Raw genomic sequence first — 17,581 nt, forward strand, 5'->3', positions numbered from 1 at the left:
CCCCTGACCTGCGCCGACCGCTCCCCGAGCCGGCCGGACGCTCGCCCTGTCTGTTTTCACGTCTGTTTTCACGCCTGTCTTTTCAGCCTCTTTCAGCATTGTGAAAGGTCCTTCGACGATGACGTCCCCAACCGCCCACAAAGACGGCGCCCACGCCGCCACAGGCGCGGACCAACCCGAATCCTCCCGGCGCACGCTGCGGGAGCGGACCACGACGATCCGCTCCGTGCTCGGACGAGTGCTCGTCCTCGGCGCCGCCCTGGCCCTGGCCGCCTACCTGGTGCCGCTGCTCATCGCCGCGCGCATGTGGCTGTGGCTGTTCATCGTGGTGACGGCCACCGTCGCCATCTTCGTGCTGTACTCCACCCACCGGTTCATCCCGGGCAAGTACTTCTTCCCCGGCACCTTCTTCCTGGCGGTCTTCCTGATCGTCCCGATCGTGATGACGATCCAGACCGCCTTCACGAACTTCGGTGACGGATTCCGCGGCACCAAGGAAGACGCCATCACCACCATCACCAACAACTCCGTGGTCCAGGCCGCCGACTCCCCGCTGTACAACCTGTCGGTGGCCACGACCGGCAGCGCGGAAGAGGGTCCCTTCACCCTGTTCCTGGTGGACACCGAAACCGACGAGGTGCTTTACGGGGCCGACGGCGAGACGGTCCAGCCCGCCACCGGCGTGGACCTGACGGTCACCGACGGCTTCGTCACCGCCGCCGACGGCTACACCATCCTGACCGGCAAGCAGATCAACACCGCCTACGACACCATCTCCAACCTGACCCTGTCGGTCTCCGACGCCAGTGCCATCAAGGTCCAGGGCGTGCGCTCCGCCTTCGAGGGCACCAAGACGATGGTGTACGACGAAGCAGCCGACTCGATAACGAATGTTCAGACGGGCGACGTATACACGGTGCAGAAGGTCGGCAGCTCCGACTATTTCGTCAATGCCAACGGCGACAAGCTCGCCCAGTCCTGGAAGCAGAACGTTGGCCTGGACAACTTCCAGCGCCTGTTCGGCAACCAGAGCCTGCTCAAGCAGCTGGGCGGCGCCTTCGCCTGGACCCTGGTCTTCGCCGGCGGCTCGATGCTGCTGACCTTCCTGCTCGGCTACTTCCTGGCCCTCACCCTCAACGACGACCGTATTCGCGGCAAGAAGCTGTACCGCTCCTTCCTGCTGCTGCCCTATGCGGTGCCCGGTTTCATCTCGCTGCTGATCTGGTCCAACTTCTACAACCGCGACTTCGGCCTGATCAACGAGATGCTGAATCTGCACATCAACTGGCTGGGTGACCCGAACTGGGCGAAGGTGGCCGTGCTGCTGACCAACTTGTGGATGGGCTTCCCCTACATGTTCATCGTCTGCACCGGCGCCCTCCAGTCGATCCCCGACGACCTGAAGGAGGCCGCCCGTATCGACGGCGCCTCCGGCTGGCAGACCACCACCCGGGTGACCACCCCGCTGTTGCTGGTCTCGGTGGCGCCGCTGCTGGTGAGCACCTTCGCCTTCAACTTCAACAACTTCAACGCCATCCAGCTACTCACCGAGGGCGGACCCTTCGCCGCCGGCGAGTACACGCGCGGCGGCACTGACATCCTCATCTCGATGGTCTACCGCATCGCCTTCGGCGGATCGGGGGCCGACTACGGCTTCGCCTCCGCCGTCTCCGTCGTCCTGTTCGTCATCACCGGTGTCCTGGCCGCGGCGCAATTCACCGCCACCCGCCGCCTCGAAGACATCAACTGAAAACGTCGGAAGGGACTGTTTGAAAATGACTGCAGCAAAATCCGCCACCACCTCCGCGGCGCCCCGCCCCACCGGCGTCCCCGAGACGGCACCGAAACAGAACCAGATGCCTTTCAGCCGGTGGTTCCGCGAGATCGGCTGGCGTCACGTCGTCGGCGTGCTGGCGCTCGTGTTCGCCGCCTTCCCGATCTTGTACGTCATCTCCGCCTCGCTGAACCCCCTGGGCACCGTGGCCTCCACCTCGCTGATCCCCACCCGGGTAAGCCTGGTTAACTACCAGACACTGCTGGGCGGCGACAAGGGGCCATTCACCCGCTGGTACCTGAACACCATGATCGTGTGCGCGGTCGTGGCCGCGGCGCAGATCTTCTTCTCCGTGCTGGCCGCTTACGCCTTCAGCCGCTTCCGCTTCAAGGGGCGCCGCGGCGGCCTGCTGGCGCTGCTGCTGATCATGATGTTCCCCACCACCCTGTCGATGATCGCCATCTACAACATGATCTCCGGCATCGGCGACGTGCTGCCCAGCATCGGCCTGAACACGCTGCTGGGCTACTGCCTGGCGCTGATGGGCGGCGCCCTGGGGCAGGTGTGGCTGATCAAGGGTACCTTCGACACCATTCCCAAGGAGCTCGACGAGGCCGCCATCCTCGACGGCTGCACCCACTGGCAGGTCTTCTACCGCATTCTGCTGCCCTCCCTGAAGCCGATCCTGGCGACCACCTTCCTGCTGGCCTTCGTCGGCATCATCTCCGAGTTCCTGCTGGGCTCGATCTTCCTGACCGACGACTCCAAGAAGACCCTCGCCGTCGGCCTGTACGGCATGCTCTCCGGCGACCGCTCCAACAACCTCGGCATCTTCGCCGCCGGCTCGGTCATGACGATGGTGCCGGTAATCGCCTTGTTCCAGTACTTGCAGAAGTACATCGTCGGCGGCGCCACCGCCGGCGCCGTCAAGGGCTGACCCCGCCCGTAATAGCCATCCCAAGAACCGATCAATGACCTGTCTGAACACCACGCACTATCTGAACCAGCCCCATCATGACACCGGGCCCGCCTACCTGCTGGGCACGCGCCGCCCCGGCGCCGAACTCACCGCCAGACTGTGGGTGCCCGCCCCCTGGCAACCCGAGCACATCATCCTGCGCCAGGTGGTCGACGGCGAGCCGTCCCTGTCCGCCGCCCAGCTGGTGGCCCGCACCGACGCCGGGGCCTGGTGGGAGGCGACCCTCCGGCTCGTCAACCCCACCAACCACTACCGGTTCCTGCTGCTGACGCCGGACTCCGACCGCCCCTACGTCTGGTTCCACGCCGCCGGCCTGGCCGACCACGACGTCCCCGACGCCATGGACTTCCGGGTCCTGGCCGAAGACGATGCGCCCGACTGGGTACTCGACGCCGTGTGCTACCAGATCTTCCCGGACCGCTTCTCCGCCCATACCCCACCGCGTGAACGCACCGCCCCCGCCTGGGCGCAGGCACACGCGTGGCTCGACGAGCCGCCGGTCGCGGGAGACCCCAGCGGAGCGGCCTGGTACGGCGGCGATCTGGATGGAATCGTCGATCACCTGGATTACCTGCAAGAGCTGGGCGTCAACACCGTCTACCTGACTCCGGTCTTCCCGGCCGGCTCCGTGCACCGCTACGACTCCACCAGCTTCGACCACGTGGACGCGTTGCTCGGCGGCGACGCGGCGCTGGCCCGGCTGACTCAGGCCCTGCACGACCGCGACATGCGGCTGGTGCTGGACCTGACCACCAACCACACGGGCGTCACTCACGACTGGTTCCGGCGGGCCGTCACCGGACGCCAGCTATGGCTGGTGGCTGAGCACGGGCACGACGCCTCCGGCGACCTGACCGGGACCGGCTGGCAGGGCACCATGAACTACCACGGGTTCACCCGGCCGCTGTGGTCCTGGCTGGCCCACCCCGACCCGGCCGACGGCCTGAACTGGCTGGGTATCCCCACCGGGATCCCGCGCCTTCCCGGCGGGCCGATCTCCCAGGGGGTGCGCGAGTACACCGCACACATGCCGGCCACCTCCATCACCCACTCCATGAACCTGCTGGGCTCGCACGACACGCCGCGCATCCGCACCGTCGTCGGCTCCCGGGAGGCACAACTGGTGGCGGCCACCGCCCTGTTCACCGCACCGGGCGTGCCGACGGTGTTCTCCGGCGATGAGCTCGGAGCCACGGGACGCACCGGCGAGCACTCCCGCACCACCATGCCGTGGACCGCCCCGCCGGGCGCCGCCCCCACCGACGAGCTCGGCCCCGACGGCGCTTGGGGGCCGGTGGACCGCGTCGCCCTGGGGCGCTACCGGCACCTGGGGCGGCTGCGCCACGAGTTGCCGGCGCTGCGCCGCGGCGGCATGCGCTGGGTGTACGCCGACGAGGACCTGCTGGTCTGGCTGCGCACTCACCCGGATGGCGACGTGCTGGTGGCGCTGGCCCGTGCCGCCGGTGCCACGGTGGACCTGCCGCTGGCGTGCCTGCCCGCAGGGGCGGTGGACGACGTGCATGCAATGGACGGCGTCGACGTCACCGTGATCGGCGGCGCGGACGGCCACTTGACCGTGAACGCCACCGGACCCGGTTCGGCCATCGTCACTTTGAGAGCGGTGCTTCCCCGCACCGATAAGATCTGCACGCACTAGGCGCGGTATGCATGGCTCGTCTCAACCCGTACCAAGTACCGCCGCGTGGCGGCAGTATCGGTCGGTTTCCCTTTAGGATTGGCATCGTGCAACAGCGCATCACCCTCGCCGACATCGCCGAGCAGGCGGGCGTCTCGACGGCGACCGTGTCACGGGTTCTCAACGACAAGTCGAACGTAGCCGAAGCGACCCGACGTCAGGTGCTCGTCGCCCTCGACCTGCTCGGCTACGAACGCCCGGAGTCACTCCGCCAGACCTCGAAGGGACTGGTGGGGCTGATCGTTCCCGAGCTCACCAACCCGATCTTCCCGCTATACGCTCAGGAGATCGAGCAGCTACTCGCCCCCAGCGGGCACACCCCGCTGCTGTGCACCCAGACGCCGGGTGGCACCAGCGAGGACGAGTACATTGAGATGCTCGTGGACCGGGGCGTGGCCGGCATCATCTTCGTGTCCGGCCGCCACTCCGACACCGGCGGCGACGTCACTCGCTACCAGCGGCTGCGGGACCGGGGCGTGCCCCTGGTAACCGTCAACGGCAACGCATCCACCATCAAGGTGCCCGGATTCGCCACCGATGATCGGGCCGCGGCCCGCATGGCGGTAGACCACCTGGCCAGCCTCGGGCACACCCGCATCGGTCTGGCGACCGGCCCCGGGCGAATGGTGCCCGCACAGCGCAAGACCGCCGGCTATGAGGACGGCATGCGCGCCAACCTGCCCGACCAGCCGCTGCGCATCGTGGAAACGCTGTACACCTATGAGGGCGGTGCCAGCGCCGCAGGCAGGCTGTTGGAGCAGGACTGCACCGGCATCATCTGCGGGTCGGACATTATGGCGCTCGGCGTCATCTCCGGGGTGCGCGCCGCCGGCAAGCACGTCCCGCAGGACGTGTCCGTCATCGGCTACGACGACTCCCCGCTGATTCCCATGATGAACCCCCCACTGACCACGGTGCGTCAGCCGGTGGCCGCGATCTGCCGGGCGGCGGTAACCACACTGCTGTCCGCCATCGCCGGCGAGCATCCGGCCGACACGGAACTGCTGTTCAAGCCCGACCTGATTGTGCGCGGCTCCACGGCCCCCGCCCCGCACACCATGGTCTCCTGATCTCTTCCCCCGGTCCCAAATCCCGCCGAGGTCGGTGCGAGGCTCTCAGCGGGACCAGGTGCGGGCCAGCCGCGCGCCGATCGCCTCCAACCGCGCGCCCACTGCCACCGCCCCGCCGGCATTCCACACCTGGTCTTCCACCGTGCGCGGCTGTTCAAGCGAGTACGCCGACACGATGCCCGCCTCCGCGAGTTCACCGCGCGGCACGGCCAACCGGCCCGCCACCAGCACCGTCGGCAGAGCCCAGGCCCCAGCCGCCTCACCGACCACCGCGGTCACGGAGTCGGCGACGACGTCGTAGGCCTCGCCGGTGGCGGTCACCACCAGATCCTGCCCGTCCACGGAATCCTCCAGACCCAGCAGCAGCGCCAAGACGCGGGGGCCGGGCAGGGCGCGGGCGCCGAGGGCCCGCAACACCAGCGCCGCTCCCCCGCCGGCCCCCGTGCCCCGGGCGGTGGCGGATAGCAACTGTGCCTGCGTGGGCTCGCCGCCGACCACCGGGAGCGAGTCCGGCCGGGGCACGGCGACCCGGGCCGCGATCTGCGACGCCGCGGCGCAGGCCCGCCGGTTCAGCACCTGCGCACGCGCGCTAGACAGGCTGGTTAGGTCGCTCAGGCTCTGGCCGGCGCCGGACACACCCCCCAGCGGCGTGTCGTCGGCCAGGGCGAGCAGCAGCTCACGTCCATCGCAGAGTCCCCGGGCGGCTTCCAGACCGCCCATGCCGTCCAGCACTCCCGCTCCGCCGTCGTGGACGGCTGTGGATGCCAGGGTAACGATCAGCGTGTCACCGGGAGCGGTAGCACCGAGCGCCGCGGCCAGCGCCTGTCCCAGCCCCAGCGTCGTCCCGGCCTCGGCCTCGCGGGCCGCCTCATCGCGGCCGGACGGCAGACCGACCAGCCGAGCGGCGTCCAGCAGCCAGGTGGCTCCCGTCGCGCCCGCGCGGGGCGCGACCGCAGGCCGCAGGCGCAGCAGGTCCACCTCGCGGACCTCCCCCAACGGCCCGCGGGCCTGCAGCACCGCGCGGGAGATGACCGCCGCGGCGGGGATCGCCTGGGCGGTGCCGGGGCCGCCGTCGGGAAGCGGCAGCAGCGTGAGGACGTCGTCGGGGCGCTCGCCCGCCCAACCGGAGGCGAGTGCGTCTGCGGCGGCGGCCGCAGCCAGGCCGGTTTCCGGGGTCACCAGCGGGACACCGCCCGGCTCGGGGTACATGGGGCCGGGCGCCAGAAGTACGCGCATATACGTGTCCGCCTGCGCGAGGTCAGTCGGCGGACGCCACGCCGCCGAGGCGCGCGAGCAGCAGGACATCCGCGGCGACGATGCGCTCGAGGTCGCCCAGGTGCATGGACTCGTCCTCGCTGTGGGCGCGCGTATCCGGGTCCTCAATGCCGGTGACCAGTACCTGGGCGTCCGGGAAGGTCTGCTTCAGCGTGGCGATGAAGGGGATGGAGCCGCCCTGGCCGATGTTGACCGCCTCAGTGCCGAAGGCCTGCGTCAGCGCCCAGTGGGCGGCGCGGGCGGCCGGGCTGTCGGCACCACCGTCGAAGGCGGGGCCCATCTCGCCCGCACTGACCGTCACCCGCGCCCCGAAGGGCGCATGGGTCTCCAGATGAGTGCTCAGGGCCGCCAGTGCGGCGGCCGGGTCCTGCCCGGGGGCGATGCGCATCGAGAGTCGAGCGGTGCAGGAGGGGGCGAGCACGTTGCCCGCCACCCGCAGCGGCGTCACGTCCATGCCGATGACGGACAGCGCCGGCTTGGTCCACAGCCGGGCGGTCAGTTCACCGCTGCCCGCCAGCCTCACGCCTTCCAGCACGCCGGCGTCGGCGCGGAAGTCGGCGTCGGAGTAGTCCGGGGCGCCGGCCGCCACGGGCCGGGAGACGAGACCGGGCACGGCCACATCGCCGACGTCGTCGTGCAGGGTCGCCACCAGCCGACACATGGCGGTAACGGCGTCGATGATCGGACCGCCGTACTGGCCGGAGTGGAGGGCGTGGTCGAGCACGTCCAGACGCACATCCACCTGGATCACCCCGCGCAGGGAGGTGGTCAGTGCGGGCACCCCCACCCGCCAGTTGGAGGAGTCGGCCACCACGATCACGTCGGCCTCCAGCTGCTCGCGGTAGGCGTCCAGGAACGCCTCGAAGGACGGCGACCCGACTTCCTCCTCCCCCTCGATGAACACGGTCACCGAGCAGGGCAGCTGGCCGTCGTTCAGCTCGGCCGCCAACCGCAGGGCGTGCACCAGGGAGATGACACCGGCGCCGTCGTCGGCGGTGCCCCGCCCGTACAGCCGCTCGCCGCGCCGCTCGGCGGTGAAGGGGTCGGGCTGGCGCCACTTGGAGGGGTCGCCGACCGGCTGCACATCGTGGTGGGCGTACAGCAGCACGCGCGGGGAACCGACCGGGCCGTCACGGTGGGCCAGCACCGCCGGACGACCGGGGCCGTCGGGGCCGGGCACCGAGGTGACGCGGGCCTCCAGGCCGGCGTCGCGCAGCAGCGCAGCCACGTGCTCCGCGGAGCGCTCCACCTGGGCGGGGTCGTGCCCGGAGGCAGAGACGGAGGGGATGGCCACCAATTCGGTCAGGTCGCGGACAACCCGGTCGAAGGAGTCGTGGACGGCGGCGGAAACGGCGTCGGCATTGATCATGAGTTGCAGGGTAGCGCGGTTGAGCCGCTAACCTGTGGCCCGTGAGCCTGTTAGAGAAGCTGCCGTTCATCAAGCGCGACCGGTCCGGCGATGCCGCCGAGGCCGCCACGGCCGCCCCCGCCAAGACCTCCGGTAAGAAGGGCCGCCCCACCCCCAAGCGCAAGGATGCGCAGGCCCGCAACGTGCACCCGATCGTGCCCGCGGACCGCAAGGCGGCCAAGCGGGAGGCCCGCGCCAGGCAGGATGCGGCCTGGGAGCGCCAGCGCCAGGCCATGCAGACCGGCGACGAGCGCTACCTGCCCGCCCGCGACAAGGGTCCGATCAAGCGTTATATCCGCGACTACATCGACGCCCGCTACTCGCTCGGTGAGCTGTTCATCCCCTTCAGCTTCCTGCTGATCATCGTGTTCATCGGCTTCTCCTCGCGGAACACGCTGCTCAGCTATTACTTCATGCTGGCGGTCTACCTGTTCCTGTTCATCGCGATGATCGACGCCGTGATCTGCTGGCGGCTGCTGCGGCGGCGGCTGTACGCCAAGTTCGGCCAGGAGAAGGTCCAGTCGCAGGGGCACATTTTCTGGTACATCTTCTCCCGCTGTTTCAACCTGCGGCGCTGGCGCCAGCCCGCCCCCCAGGTGGCGCGCCGCCAGTACCCCGAATGAGCGAATAAGCGCCCGAGTGGCCGAGCGCCCCTCCCCCTCGCCGAGGTCGGTTGATATGACGTCCTGCAGATCGATGGGGCGGGATTGTTCCATGGAGGTACTTACTGGTCTATGCTGGTGTCATGGTCGCATATCGTCATCTCGGCAGCTCCGGACTCAAGATCACCGAAATCACCTACGGCAACTGGCTCACCCACGGCTCCCAGGTGGAGGCCGACACCGCCATTGACTGCGTGCACACGGCACTCGACCTGGGCATCACCAGCTTCGACACCGCAGACGTGTACGCGAACACCGTCGCGGAGGAGGTGCTGGGCCAGGCGCTGAAGGGGCAGCGGCGCGAATCCCTGGAGATCTTCACCAAGGTGTACTGGCCCGTCGGCCCCAAGGGCCCCAACGACGTCGGCCTGTCCCGCAAGCACATCATGGAGGGCATCGACGGTTCGTTGCGCCGCCTGGGCATGGACTACGTCGACCTCTACCAGGCGCACCGCTACGACTACGCCACCCCGCTGGAGGAGACCATGCAGGCCTTCGCGGACGTGGTGCGCGCCGGCAAGGCCCTGTACATCGGCGTCTCGGAGTGGACCGCCGAGCAGATCCGGGCCGGCCAGGAGCTCGCCACCCAGATGGGCTTCCGGCTGGTGTCCAACCAGCCGCAGTACTCCGCCCTGTGGCGCGTCATCGAGGACAAGGTCGTGCCGACCTCGACTGAGCTCGGCATGGGCCAGATCGTCTGGTCGCCGATGGCCGAGGGGGTCCTGTCCGGCAAGTACCTGCCCGGGCAGCAGCCGCCTGCCGGCTCGCGCGCCACCGATGAGAAGGGCGGCAAGGAGATGATCAGCCGCTGGATGCGCGACGACGTGCTCACCGCGGTGCAGCAGCTGAAGCCGATTGCCGACGACGCCGGGCTGTCCATGCCGCAGCTGGCCATCGCCTGGGTGCTCCAGCACGACTTCATCTCCGCGGCGCTGGTGGGCGCCTCGCGGCCGGAGCAGCTGGTCGAGAACGTCAAGGCCTCCGGTGTGAAGCTGGGCGACGAGGTCATGGTCGCAATCGATGCGGCTCTGGGCGACGTCGTCGAGCGCGATCCAGCCCTGACCCGCTCCCCCGAGCAGCGTCCGGCCTGACGCACTCTGTTTGGTCAACCAAGTACCCGAATAGCCGAGACCGGTCGGATGGCACGCACCATTTCGACCGGTCTCGGTGCGTATCTTCCACCGATCTGGGCACGTAAGATCAGCCGACCTCGGCACGTAAGATCAGCCGACCTCGGTGATGGGAGCGAGACGGGGTCAGCGCAGGTGACGCGGGCTGGTCGCCAGGGCGCGGTTGATGCGGCCGGGCCAGGCCGGGCCGTTGTAGATGAACGCCGTGTAGGCCTGCAGCAGGTCGGCGCCGGCGTCGAGCATGAGTTCGGCGTCCATGATGGAGGAGATCCCGCCGACGCCGATGATCGTGGGGCCCTCCCCCATCCGGTTGCGCAGACGACGCACCACCTGTAGCGAGCGCGGCAGCAGGGGCGCACCGGACAGGCCGCCCTCCCCCAGGTCGTGGTCGATGGTGGTGTTGGTGGCGACGACCCCGTCCAGCTTCATGTCCAGGACCAGGTCGGCGACGGCGTCGATGTCCTCGTCAGCCAGGTCCGGGGCGATCTTGACCAGTAGCGGCACGTGCCTGTGAGCGGCGGCGTCGGCGGCCTGGCGCACGGCGGTGAGGATCGGCCGCAGCGACTCGACCTCTTGCAGGCTGCGCAGCCCGGGGGTGTTGGGACTGGAGACGTTGACGACCAGGTAGTCGACCCAGCGTGCGACCTTCGAGGCGGAGTAGGCGTAGTCCTGGGCGGCCTGCTCCAGCGGCGTGGTCTTGGTCTTACCGATGTTGGCGCCGACAACGATGGAGCGGCCCCGCACGGTGGAGCGCAAATGCCGCAGCCGCGCGGCGGCCTCGTCGGCACCGGAGTTGTTGAAGCCCATGCGGTTGCGTACGGCGCGGATGGTCGGGTAGCGCCACATGCGCGGCTTGTCGTTGCCGGGCTGAGGACGGGCGGTGAAAGTACCCACCTCCACAAAGCCGAAGCCGAGCATGTCCATGCCCTCCACGGCCTGTCCCTCCTTGTCCATGCCGGCGGCCAGGCCGAGGATCCCGGGGACGGGGCGGACGAATGGGCCGCCCTGGTTCGCGGACGGCACGGGGAAGGCGGGGCGCCGCCCCACGGCTTGCCGGACGACGTCGCGCACAAGCGGCACCTTGCTGGTGGCCTCGATCGCCTCCACGCAGACGTCGTGGATGGTCTCGGGGTCGATGCGGGCGAAGACGGTCTTGTACAGCAGGTCGTACAGCACGGCTCCAGGGTACTCGTGGTGGGGGCGACGGCGCACCGATGCGTCACCGGGATCCGCCGTGTCCGCTAGCCTTGGGCGCAGACCGCAAACAATCAGCGCAGCGACGCCCCGGCAATGAGGTGGGTTCCGTGTCATTCAACCGCAACATCAAGCTCGATCCCAACCGGGTGCAGACGCGCTCCGGTGGCCGTGGCGCCGTCATCGGGGGCGGCTCCGTGCTGGCCGTATTGGCGGTCTTCCTGCTTTCGCAGGTGACCGGAGTGGACCTGTCCGGTCTGCTGGGCGGGCAGGACGCGGCCTCCGGCACCTCCACCTCCTCCACCATCGACACCTCCATGTGCACCAGTGGCCAGGCCGCCAACCAGTACACCCAGTGCCGCATGATCGCCACCGCGGAGTCGCTGGACGCGGTGTGGGATGAGCAGCTGCCCGGCCAGGCCGGCACCGCCTATGCCGAGCCGGGCTTCATCCTGTGGGACGGGCAGTCGGTGTCGACGGCGTGCGGCTCGGCCACCAGCGCCGTCGGCCCCTTCTACTGCCCGGGTGACTCCAACGTGTACCTGGACATGAGCTTCTTCTCCGACATGGAGTCCACACTGGGCGCCCAGGACACGCCGCTGGCGGAGGAGTACATCGTCGCCCACGAGTTCGGCCACCACATCCAGAACCTGCTGGGCGTCATGGGTTCCACGGACCGCTCGGGCACGGGCGCGGACTCCGACTCGGTGCGCACCGAGTTGCAGGCCGACTGCTATGCGGGCGTGTGGGTGCACTACGCAGCCACGACCGTTGACCCCGACACGGGCACCGCCTTCCTGGTCGAACCCACCCAGGCCGAGATCGCCACCGCCATCAACGCCGCCGAGTCGGTGGGAGACGACCACATTCAGCAGCGCTCCAGCGGGACCGTCAACTCCGACACCTGGACGCACGGCTCCTCCGAGCAGCGGGTGCGCTGGTTCACCACCGGCATGGAGTCGGGCTCCCTGCAGCAGTGCGACACCTTCGCCGTGGCCGGCTCCCAGCTCTGAGCCTTCCGGATGCGGCTTGGCCCCACCGCGGCAGCGGCGCTCCATCTCACGTACGCGTTCGCCTCTCACGTACGCGCTTTGGAGCTTTCCCCGCGTAGGGATGTTGAATAACTCCAAAACGCGTACGTGTGACGAGAAGTCGTACGTCAGGCGGCCAGCTGAGAGCCGACCATGTAGGAGAACTCGACGAGCCGGTTCGAGAAGCCCCACTCGTTGTCGTACCAGCCGAAGACCTTCACCTCGTTGCCGATGACCGCGGTCAGCGGGGCGTCGAAGATCAACGAGTGCGGGTTGCCGACGATGTCGCGGGAGACGATGGGTGCCTCGGAGTACTGCAGATACCCGGCGAGCGACCCGTTGGTCGCTGCCTCCCGGAAGGCCGCATTGATCTCCTCGACGGTCGCCGTCCGGCGGGCGACGACGGTCAGGTCGGTGATTGAGCCAACGGGAACCGGCACACGCAGGGCGGCCCCGGTCAGGCGGCCTTCGAGTTCGGGAATGACGGCCCCGATGGCGCGGGCCGCTCCCGAGGAGGTCGGGATGATCGACTCGGCCGCGGCACGGGCACGGCGCAGGTCGCGATGCGGTGCGTCGTGCAGGCGCTGGTCGCCGGTGTAGGCGTGGATCGTGGTCATGAGGCCGGTCTCAATGCCCACCAGATCGTTGAGGACCTTCGCCAGCGGTGCCAGCGAGTTCGTGGTGCACGAGCCGTTGGAGAAGACGTCGGCGGCATTGACGTCGAGTTCACGGTCGTTGACGCCGAGGACGAAGGTGGGGACGTCGCCCTTCGCGGGAGCCGAGACAATGACCTTCTTCGCGCCGCCCTCCAGATGCGCAGCGGCCTTGGCCGCGTCCGTGAAGAAGCCGGTGGACTCAATGACCACATCGGCCCCCACGCTGTCCCACGGGATACCTGCGGGATCGGGCTCGGAGAAGACCGCGATGCGGCGGCCGCCCACTACGAGCGCGTCGCCGTCAACGTGGACATCGTCCAGGCGGCCACTGACGGAGTCCCATTCGAGCAGGACGCCCAGCGTGGCGGCGTCGGTGAGGTCGTTGACGGCGACCACCTCGATGTCCGCGTGGTTGGCCAGGGCGGCCCTTAGGTAGGTGCGGCCGATCCGACCGAAGCCGTTGATTCCGATTCGCACAGTCATGCTGTTCTCCCTCTTCTGCAGGTCGTGGATGTGTTTCGCTCACGGACACGACCGTGAGCGGCTGGTTGGCGGAGCCCTACGGCCCGCCGGCCTCCATCCCACGACGTGCAGCTGCGAGTCCCCTGCGGTCCCACTGGCAAGGTGGCGGGCAGTGCCTAACTCCGGGCGCACAGTTCGATGAGTTGTGGCTCGACTCGAAGGTTGCTCACCGCCGGGCCGCCAGCAGCTCCGAACCGGGCCATCGCAACCGGTACCCGCTTGCGTGCGACGCAACGTCACACCCGACGCTGGGTGCGTCCGCCCCACCCGGGGCACCGCCGACAACCGGGAGGAACCATGGCCACCGCACCCACCGCGCTCATCGTCATCGAGTCCTGCTTCGGCAACACCCGGACGATCGCCGACGCCGTAGCCGCCGGGCTCACGGATGCCGGCGCCCAGGCCCGGGTCCTTGATGCGGTCCAAGCACCCGCCTCGCTGCCCGCGAAGCTCGATCTGCTGATTCTGGGAGCTCCCACCCACAACCGGGGACTGCCGACCACGGCCACGCGCACTCAGGCGGGTAAGCAGGCCGGTGCCGCCGCGCCGAACAGCGGCATGCGCGAATGGCTGGCGCGCACCACCATTCCGCCCGTCCTCACCACGGCCGTCTTTGACACGGTGACCTCCAAGAGCTGGCTGAGCGGCTCGGCGGCCAAGGCGATTATCAAGGCTCTGCGGCGCGGGCGGGGTCGGGATGCGCCGTCGATCAGGAGCTTCCTGGTTCAAGGGCAGTCGGGGCCCCTGGCCGACGGCGAGGAGGCGGCCGCCCGCACCTGGGGGCGTGCTCTGGCGGCCTCGACGACCAACGTTTGATGCCCGCCTCACGGCGAACAGTCACATCCGACAACCTTCCGTAAGGAGAGCAAAATGACGACCAGCAACATCAAGATCCGGTTGAGCGGCCGCGCCATCACCGGGATCTGCCTGACCGCCTGCGGGATTCTCACCATAGTCTGGGGAGGCACGGTCGTGCCGGTCAGCATGTTCAGCGGCGACTTCATGTCCTTCGCGGCCGGGGGCCTGGTGCTCATCGCCCTCGGCGCGTACCTGGTCACCGCACTGCCACCGGCCCTGCGCATCGCGGCCGTCTGGCTGGCGGCGTCGGGCTTGATCGCCTACCTGTTCATCATCGGCATGGAGACGATCGTGGCGCTGATCGGCTGTGTCCCTGTCGTGGGGTTCGCGGCTTGGCTCAGCACCAGGCTGTGGCGTTGAACAGCCGTTGTTGGGCCGGTGACGGCGGGGCCGTGGACGCCTACGGTGGTGCCATGAGCCCCGCCTCCGGCCCCGTCGTCCCGTCCGCCGCCCTGCCCTGTTCCGACGCCGTCGTCCTGAAGGGGGTGCGTGAGGCTCCGGCGCCCGACGACGGCCTGCGGGTGCTCGTGGACCGGCTGTGGCCGCGGGGAGTGAGCAAGCAGCGGGCCGCGCTGGACGACTGGGCGAAGGACGCCACCCCCACGACGACGCTGCGCAAGGCATTCCATTCCGGCGAGCTGGACTGGCCGCGGTTCGTCGACGCCTACCGCGCCGAACTCGCCGAGCGGCCCGAGGCGGCCGCAGCCGTGGCGGAGCTGCGCCGTCGCGCCCTGGCCGGCCGGGTGACGCTGCTGTTCGCCGGCCACGACCACGTACACACCCACGCCCGCGTGCTGCGCGAGGCCGTCCTGGGTGCCCAGGACCCGGACCTGCCCTGAGCCGGGACGCCTGGACTCGACCGAAGGAGAAAGCCCCCTCCCATGCGCGTCGCCGAAATTGCCCGACTCACCGGCACCACGGTCCGCACCGTGCGCTACTACCACAAGCAGGGTCTTCTGCCCGTGCCCGAAGAGCGCGGCGGCTGGCGCGACTACGACATAAGCCATGTGGCTCGCCTGTCACGCATCCGCTGGCTGGTCCAGGCCGGCGTCCCGCTGAAGTCCATCGCCCGCATCCTGGACTCCCCCACCGACGAAGTGGTCTCCACGGATGCCGCCGTGCTCGACGACCTGTCCGGAGCCCTGGCCGTGATTGAGGAGCATCTGACGGAGGTGACCCGCCAGCGCGACATGCTCGCCTCCCTGCTGGAGCGCGCGCGAGAGGGCTTGACCGTCTCCCCCATGCCGCCGCGCATGGTCGCCTTCTTCGACCGGCTGGAGGCGGAGGCCCCCGATGAGCGGACACGGGCGGCCGTGCGCCGCGACCGTGACCTGGTCGATGTGGCCTGCTACAGCGGGCACATGCCGCCCGAGGCACAGTACCTGTTCCCCGGACCGAACGACGGCGAGGACGCCGACGCGCTCGTGGCCTACGGTCAGGACACCGACAGTCTGACCGACTCCCAGGTCGAGGCACAGGCCGCAAAGAACATTGCGCGGTTCGAGCGCACGCTCGGCCCACGGCGTTGCCGTGAACTCGCCGATAGCGTTGATGCCGCTGCCATTGCGCCCCTGTTCAAGCTGTTTGCACACCTTGGAGCCGGTGGCGCCCGATTGGCCGGCGAAATGGAACGGCAACTAACAGAAGCGATCGCCCGCTGGCGCGCAACACCTTGAGTGTGACGCGACGTCGCACCCGAACCTGGGCGCATGACACCCACAGTTACTGTCACCAGGCCAGCCCCCGTCGGTTCACCGATCCAGGAACCGGCAATCGAGGTTGCCGGACTGGTCAAGACCTTTAGCCGCCTGCACGCCGTGGACGGCCTGGACCTGCACGTGCGCCGCGGTCAGGTCCACGGCTTCCTCGGCCCCAACGGCGCCGGCAAGTCCACCACGATTCGGGTACTTCTGGGCATGTACCGTCGCGATTCCGGCGAGGTACGGGTGCTGGGCCGTGATCCGGCGCAGGAGGCGGGCGCCATTACCCGTCGCACCGCCTATGTGCCCGGGGATGTGGCGCTGTGGCCGAGTCTGACCGGGGCGCAGACGCTCGATGCCTTCGCCGCGCTGCGCGGCCGCCGCGATCGACGCCGTGAGGCGGAGCTGATCGAGGCATTCAGCCTGGATCCTTCCAAGCCGGTGCGCAGCTACTCCAAGGGCAATCGGCAGAAGGTGGCCCTGATCGCGGCCCTGGCGGCGCCCTGCGAGTTGCTCATCCTGGATGAGCCCACCACCGGGCTCGACCCGCTCCAGGAGGAGGTCTTCCAGACCTGTGTGCGCGAGGCGGCCACCGGGGGCCGCACGGTGCTGCTGTCCAGCCATCTGCTGGACGAGGTCGACCGCGTATGCGACGCGGTCACCATCATCAAGGACGGGCGCACCGTGGAGACCGGCACGCTGGCCGCCCTGCGGCACTTGCGCAACTCGACCATTACCTGCCGCCTCCCCGACGGCGCCGCTCCCGCTCTCCCCCGAGGCTCGAACGCTCCGCCACCGGGAACCGATGGTGTGACGCGGATGTCGGTTCCCGCTGCCGAGGTTCCGGAGACGTTGAGCGCCCTCATTGCCGCGGGCGCCCAGGGGATCACCTGCACCCCGGCGTCCCTGGAGGACCTGTTCCTGCGTCACTACGAGGGCCAGGCCCGATGATCACGCCGCCGACGTTCATGCGACACGCCCTGCGCACCGCCCGCATCATCGCCCGGGAGGAACGCGCCTGGCTGCTGGCCCTGCCGACGGCGACCGCTCTGCTGACCGCCCTGCTCGCCCCGAACTACGCGACCACCTACGCCACAGCCGCCGATCTGGCGCGTGCCGTGGCGATGAGTAGGATATCCAAGTCGTTAACGGCCCTTTACGGTGAGCTGCCCGAGGGCGCCGACGCCGTGCAGCTCGCGGTCTGGGAACTCGGGGCGCTGACCTGTCTGCTGCTGGGGATCGTGGTGGTGCTGCGCGCGGTTGCGGTCACGCGCGCCCAGGAGGACGGTGGGCGCTCCGAGATGCTGCGCGGCGGCGGCGTCGGTCCGGTCGGTGAGCTGGTCGGCGTCAGCCTGATGCTCGGGGCGCAGTGTGTGCTGCTCGGCATCGGCGCGGGCGTTGGGATCCTCGCGTTGGAGGGCGCCGGGGCGGCGGATGCGACCGCCTATGGGATCGCCGTGGCCGGAACCTGTGCCCTGCTGGCGGCAGTCACGGTCCTGCTCGCACAGCTGACCACAGACGCCACCGGCGCGCGCGGCGCCGGGCTCGCAGCACTGGCTGTGCTGTATGCGGGGCACGGGGCGTGGGCCGCCCAGGGGTGGGGGTGGGCGGGTGCCTGGTCGCCGT

Annotated in this window: 16 protein-coding genes and 1 pseudogene; 13 read left to right on the top strand and 4 right to left on the bottom strand. The window is 69.3% G+C overall.

What is annotated here, in order from left to right:
• Nucleotides 1-118 precede the first annotated feature (118 nt).
• From DRB06_RS10965 to DRB06_RS10980, 4 genes are all read left to right on the top strand, one after another.
• Nucleotides 119-1,750 carry an ABC transporter permease subunit gene (locus tag DRB06_RS10965; protein ID WP_111819952.1) on the top strand — a complete coding sequence of 544 codons (1,632 nt, stop codon included), beginning with the start codon at nt 119-121 and terminating at the stop codon, nt 1,748-1,750.
• Between the two features lie 25 nt (nt 1,751-1,775).
• The gene (locus DRB06_RS10970) at nt 1,776-2,711 is read left to right on the top strand and encodes a sugar ABC transporter permease (RefSeq protein ID WP_111819953.1); all 936 of its coding nucleotides are present in this window, start codon (nt 1,776-1,778) and stop codon (nt 2,709-2,711) included.
• A gap of 34 nt (nt 2,712-2,745) precedes the next feature.
• Nucleotides 2,746-4,410 (top strand): alpha-amylase family glycosyl hydrolase, encoded by a 1,665-nt coding sequence (locus DRB06_RS10975; protein WP_108967327.1) that lies wholly within the window; start codon nt 2,746-2,748, stop codon nt 4,408-4,410.
• A gap of 86 nt (nt 4,411-4,496) precedes the next feature.
• Nucleotides 4,497-5,519 (top strand): LacI family DNA-binding transcriptional regulator, encoded by a 1,023-nt coding sequence (locus DRB06_RS10980; RefSeq protein WP_111819954.1) that lies wholly within the window; start codon nt 4,497-4,499, stop codon nt 5,517-5,519.
• A gap of 45 nt (nt 5,520-5,564) precedes the next feature.
• Here DRB06_RS10980 and DRB06_RS10985 read toward each other — a convergent pair whose 3' ends face one another.
• Together DRB06_RS10985 and DRB06_RS10990 are read right to left on the bottom strand one after the other, a co-directional pair.
• A complete protein-coding gene (locus tag DRB06_RS10985) occupies nt 5,565-6,755 on the bottom strand; it encodes a glycerate kinase (protein WP_108967331.1) in 1,191 nt (396 codons plus the stop codon).
• 22 nt (nt 6,756-6,777) lie between these two features.
• Entirely contained in the window at nt 6,778-8,163 is a 1,386-nt protein-coding gene (locus DRB06_RS10990; protein WP_111819955.1) for a M20/M25/M40 family metallo-hydrolase, read from the bottom strand.
• A 41-nt stretch (nt 8,164-8,204) separates the two neighbouring features.
• Here DRB06_RS10990 and DRB06_RS10995 point away from each other — a divergent pair, with 41 nt between their 5' ends.
• The gene (locus DRB06_RS10995; protein WP_234415853.1) at nt 8,205-8,825 is read left to right on the top strand and encodes a DUF3043 domain-containing protein; all 621 of its coding nucleotides are present in this window, start codon (nt 8,205-8,207) and stop codon (nt 8,823-8,825) included.
• Between the two features lie 122 nt (nt 8,826-8,947).
• Nucleotides 8,948-9,955, top strand: coding sequence for an aldo/keto reductase family protein (locus DRB06_RS11000; protein WP_108967333.1), 1,008 nt, complete (start codon nt 8,948-8,950; stop codon nt 9,953-9,955).
• A gap of 165 nt (nt 9,956-10,120) precedes the next feature.
• Here the strand turns inward: DRB06_RS11000 and DRB06_RS11005 are convergent, their stop codons facing one another.
• Nucleotides 10,121-11,170, bottom strand: coding sequence for a quinone-dependent dihydroorotate dehydrogenase (locus DRB06_RS11005; protein ID WP_108967335.1), 1,050 nt, complete (start codon nt 11,168-11,170; stop codon nt 10,121-10,123).
• Nucleotides 11,171-11,298: 128 nt separating this feature from the next.
• Here DRB06_RS11005 and DRB06_RS11010 point away from each other — a divergent pair, with 128 nt between their 5' ends.
• Nucleotides 11,299-12,201, top strand: a complete 903-nt coding sequence (locus DRB06_RS11010) for a neutral zinc metallopeptidase (protein WP_108967337.1) — start codon at nt 11,299-11,301, stop codon at nt 12,199-12,201.
• A gap of 146 nt (nt 12,202-12,347) precedes the next feature.
• Here DRB06_RS11010 and gap read toward each other — a convergent pair whose 3' ends face one another.
• Nucleotides 12,348-13,358 carry a type I glyceraldehyde-3-phosphate dehydrogenase gene (gene gap / locus DRB06_RS11015; RefSeq protein ID WP_108967339.1) on the bottom strand — a complete coding sequence of 337 codons (1,011 nt, stop codon included), beginning with the start codon at nt 13,356-13,358 and terminating at the stop codon, nt 12,348-12,350.
• Nucleotides 13,359-13,694: 336 nt separating this feature from the next.
• Between gap and DRB06_RS11020 the strand changes: the two genes are divergently transcribed.
• The 6 genes and pseudogenes from DRB06_RS11020 to DRB06_RS11045 form a co-directional block, all read left to right on the top strand.
• Nucleotides 13,695-14,213, top strand: a complete 519-nt coding sequence (locus tag DRB06_RS11020) for a flavodoxin family protein (RefSeq protein WP_111819956.1) — start codon at nt 13,695-13,697, stop codon at nt 14,211-14,213.
• A 54-nt stretch (nt 14,214-14,267) separates the two neighbouring features.
• On the top strand, nt 14,268-14,615 hold the full coding sequence (locus tag DRB06_RS11025; RefSeq protein ID WP_111819957.1) for a hypothetical protein: 348 nt from the start codon (nt 14,268-14,270) through the stop codon (nt 14,613-14,615).
• Nucleotides 14,616-14,668: 53 nt separating this feature from the next.
• Nucleotides 14,669-15,094 (top strand): DUF488 domain-containing protein, encoded by a 426-nt coding sequence (locus DRB06_RS11030; protein WP_181575259.1) that lies wholly within the window; start codon nt 14,669-14,671, stop codon nt 15,092-15,094.
• 42 nt (nt 15,095-15,136) lie between these two features.
• A complete protein-coding gene (locus DRB06_RS11035; protein ID WP_108967345.1) occupies nt 15,137-15,931 on the top strand; it encodes a MerR family transcriptional regulator in 795 nt (264 codons plus the stop codon).
• 33 nt (nt 15,932-15,964) lie between these two features.
• Nucleotides 15,965-16,906: an ABC transporter ATP-binding protein gene (locus DRB06_RS11040; protein ID WP_111819958.1), complete on the top strand. Its 942-nt coding sequence runs from the start codon at nt 15,965-15,967 to the stop codon at nt 16,904-16,906.
• Nucleotides 16,903-17,581 (top strand): annotated as a pseudogene (locus DRB06_RS11045) (hypothetical protein); the annotation flags it as partial. The gene DRB06_RS11040 and the pseudogene DRB06_RS11045, both read left to right, overlap by 4 nt.

Source organism: Actinomyces sp. Z5, assembly GCF_003287795.1.
Lineage (GTDB): Bacteria > Actinomycetota > Actinomycetes > Actinomycetales > Actinomycetaceae > Actinomyces > Actinomyces glycerinitolerans.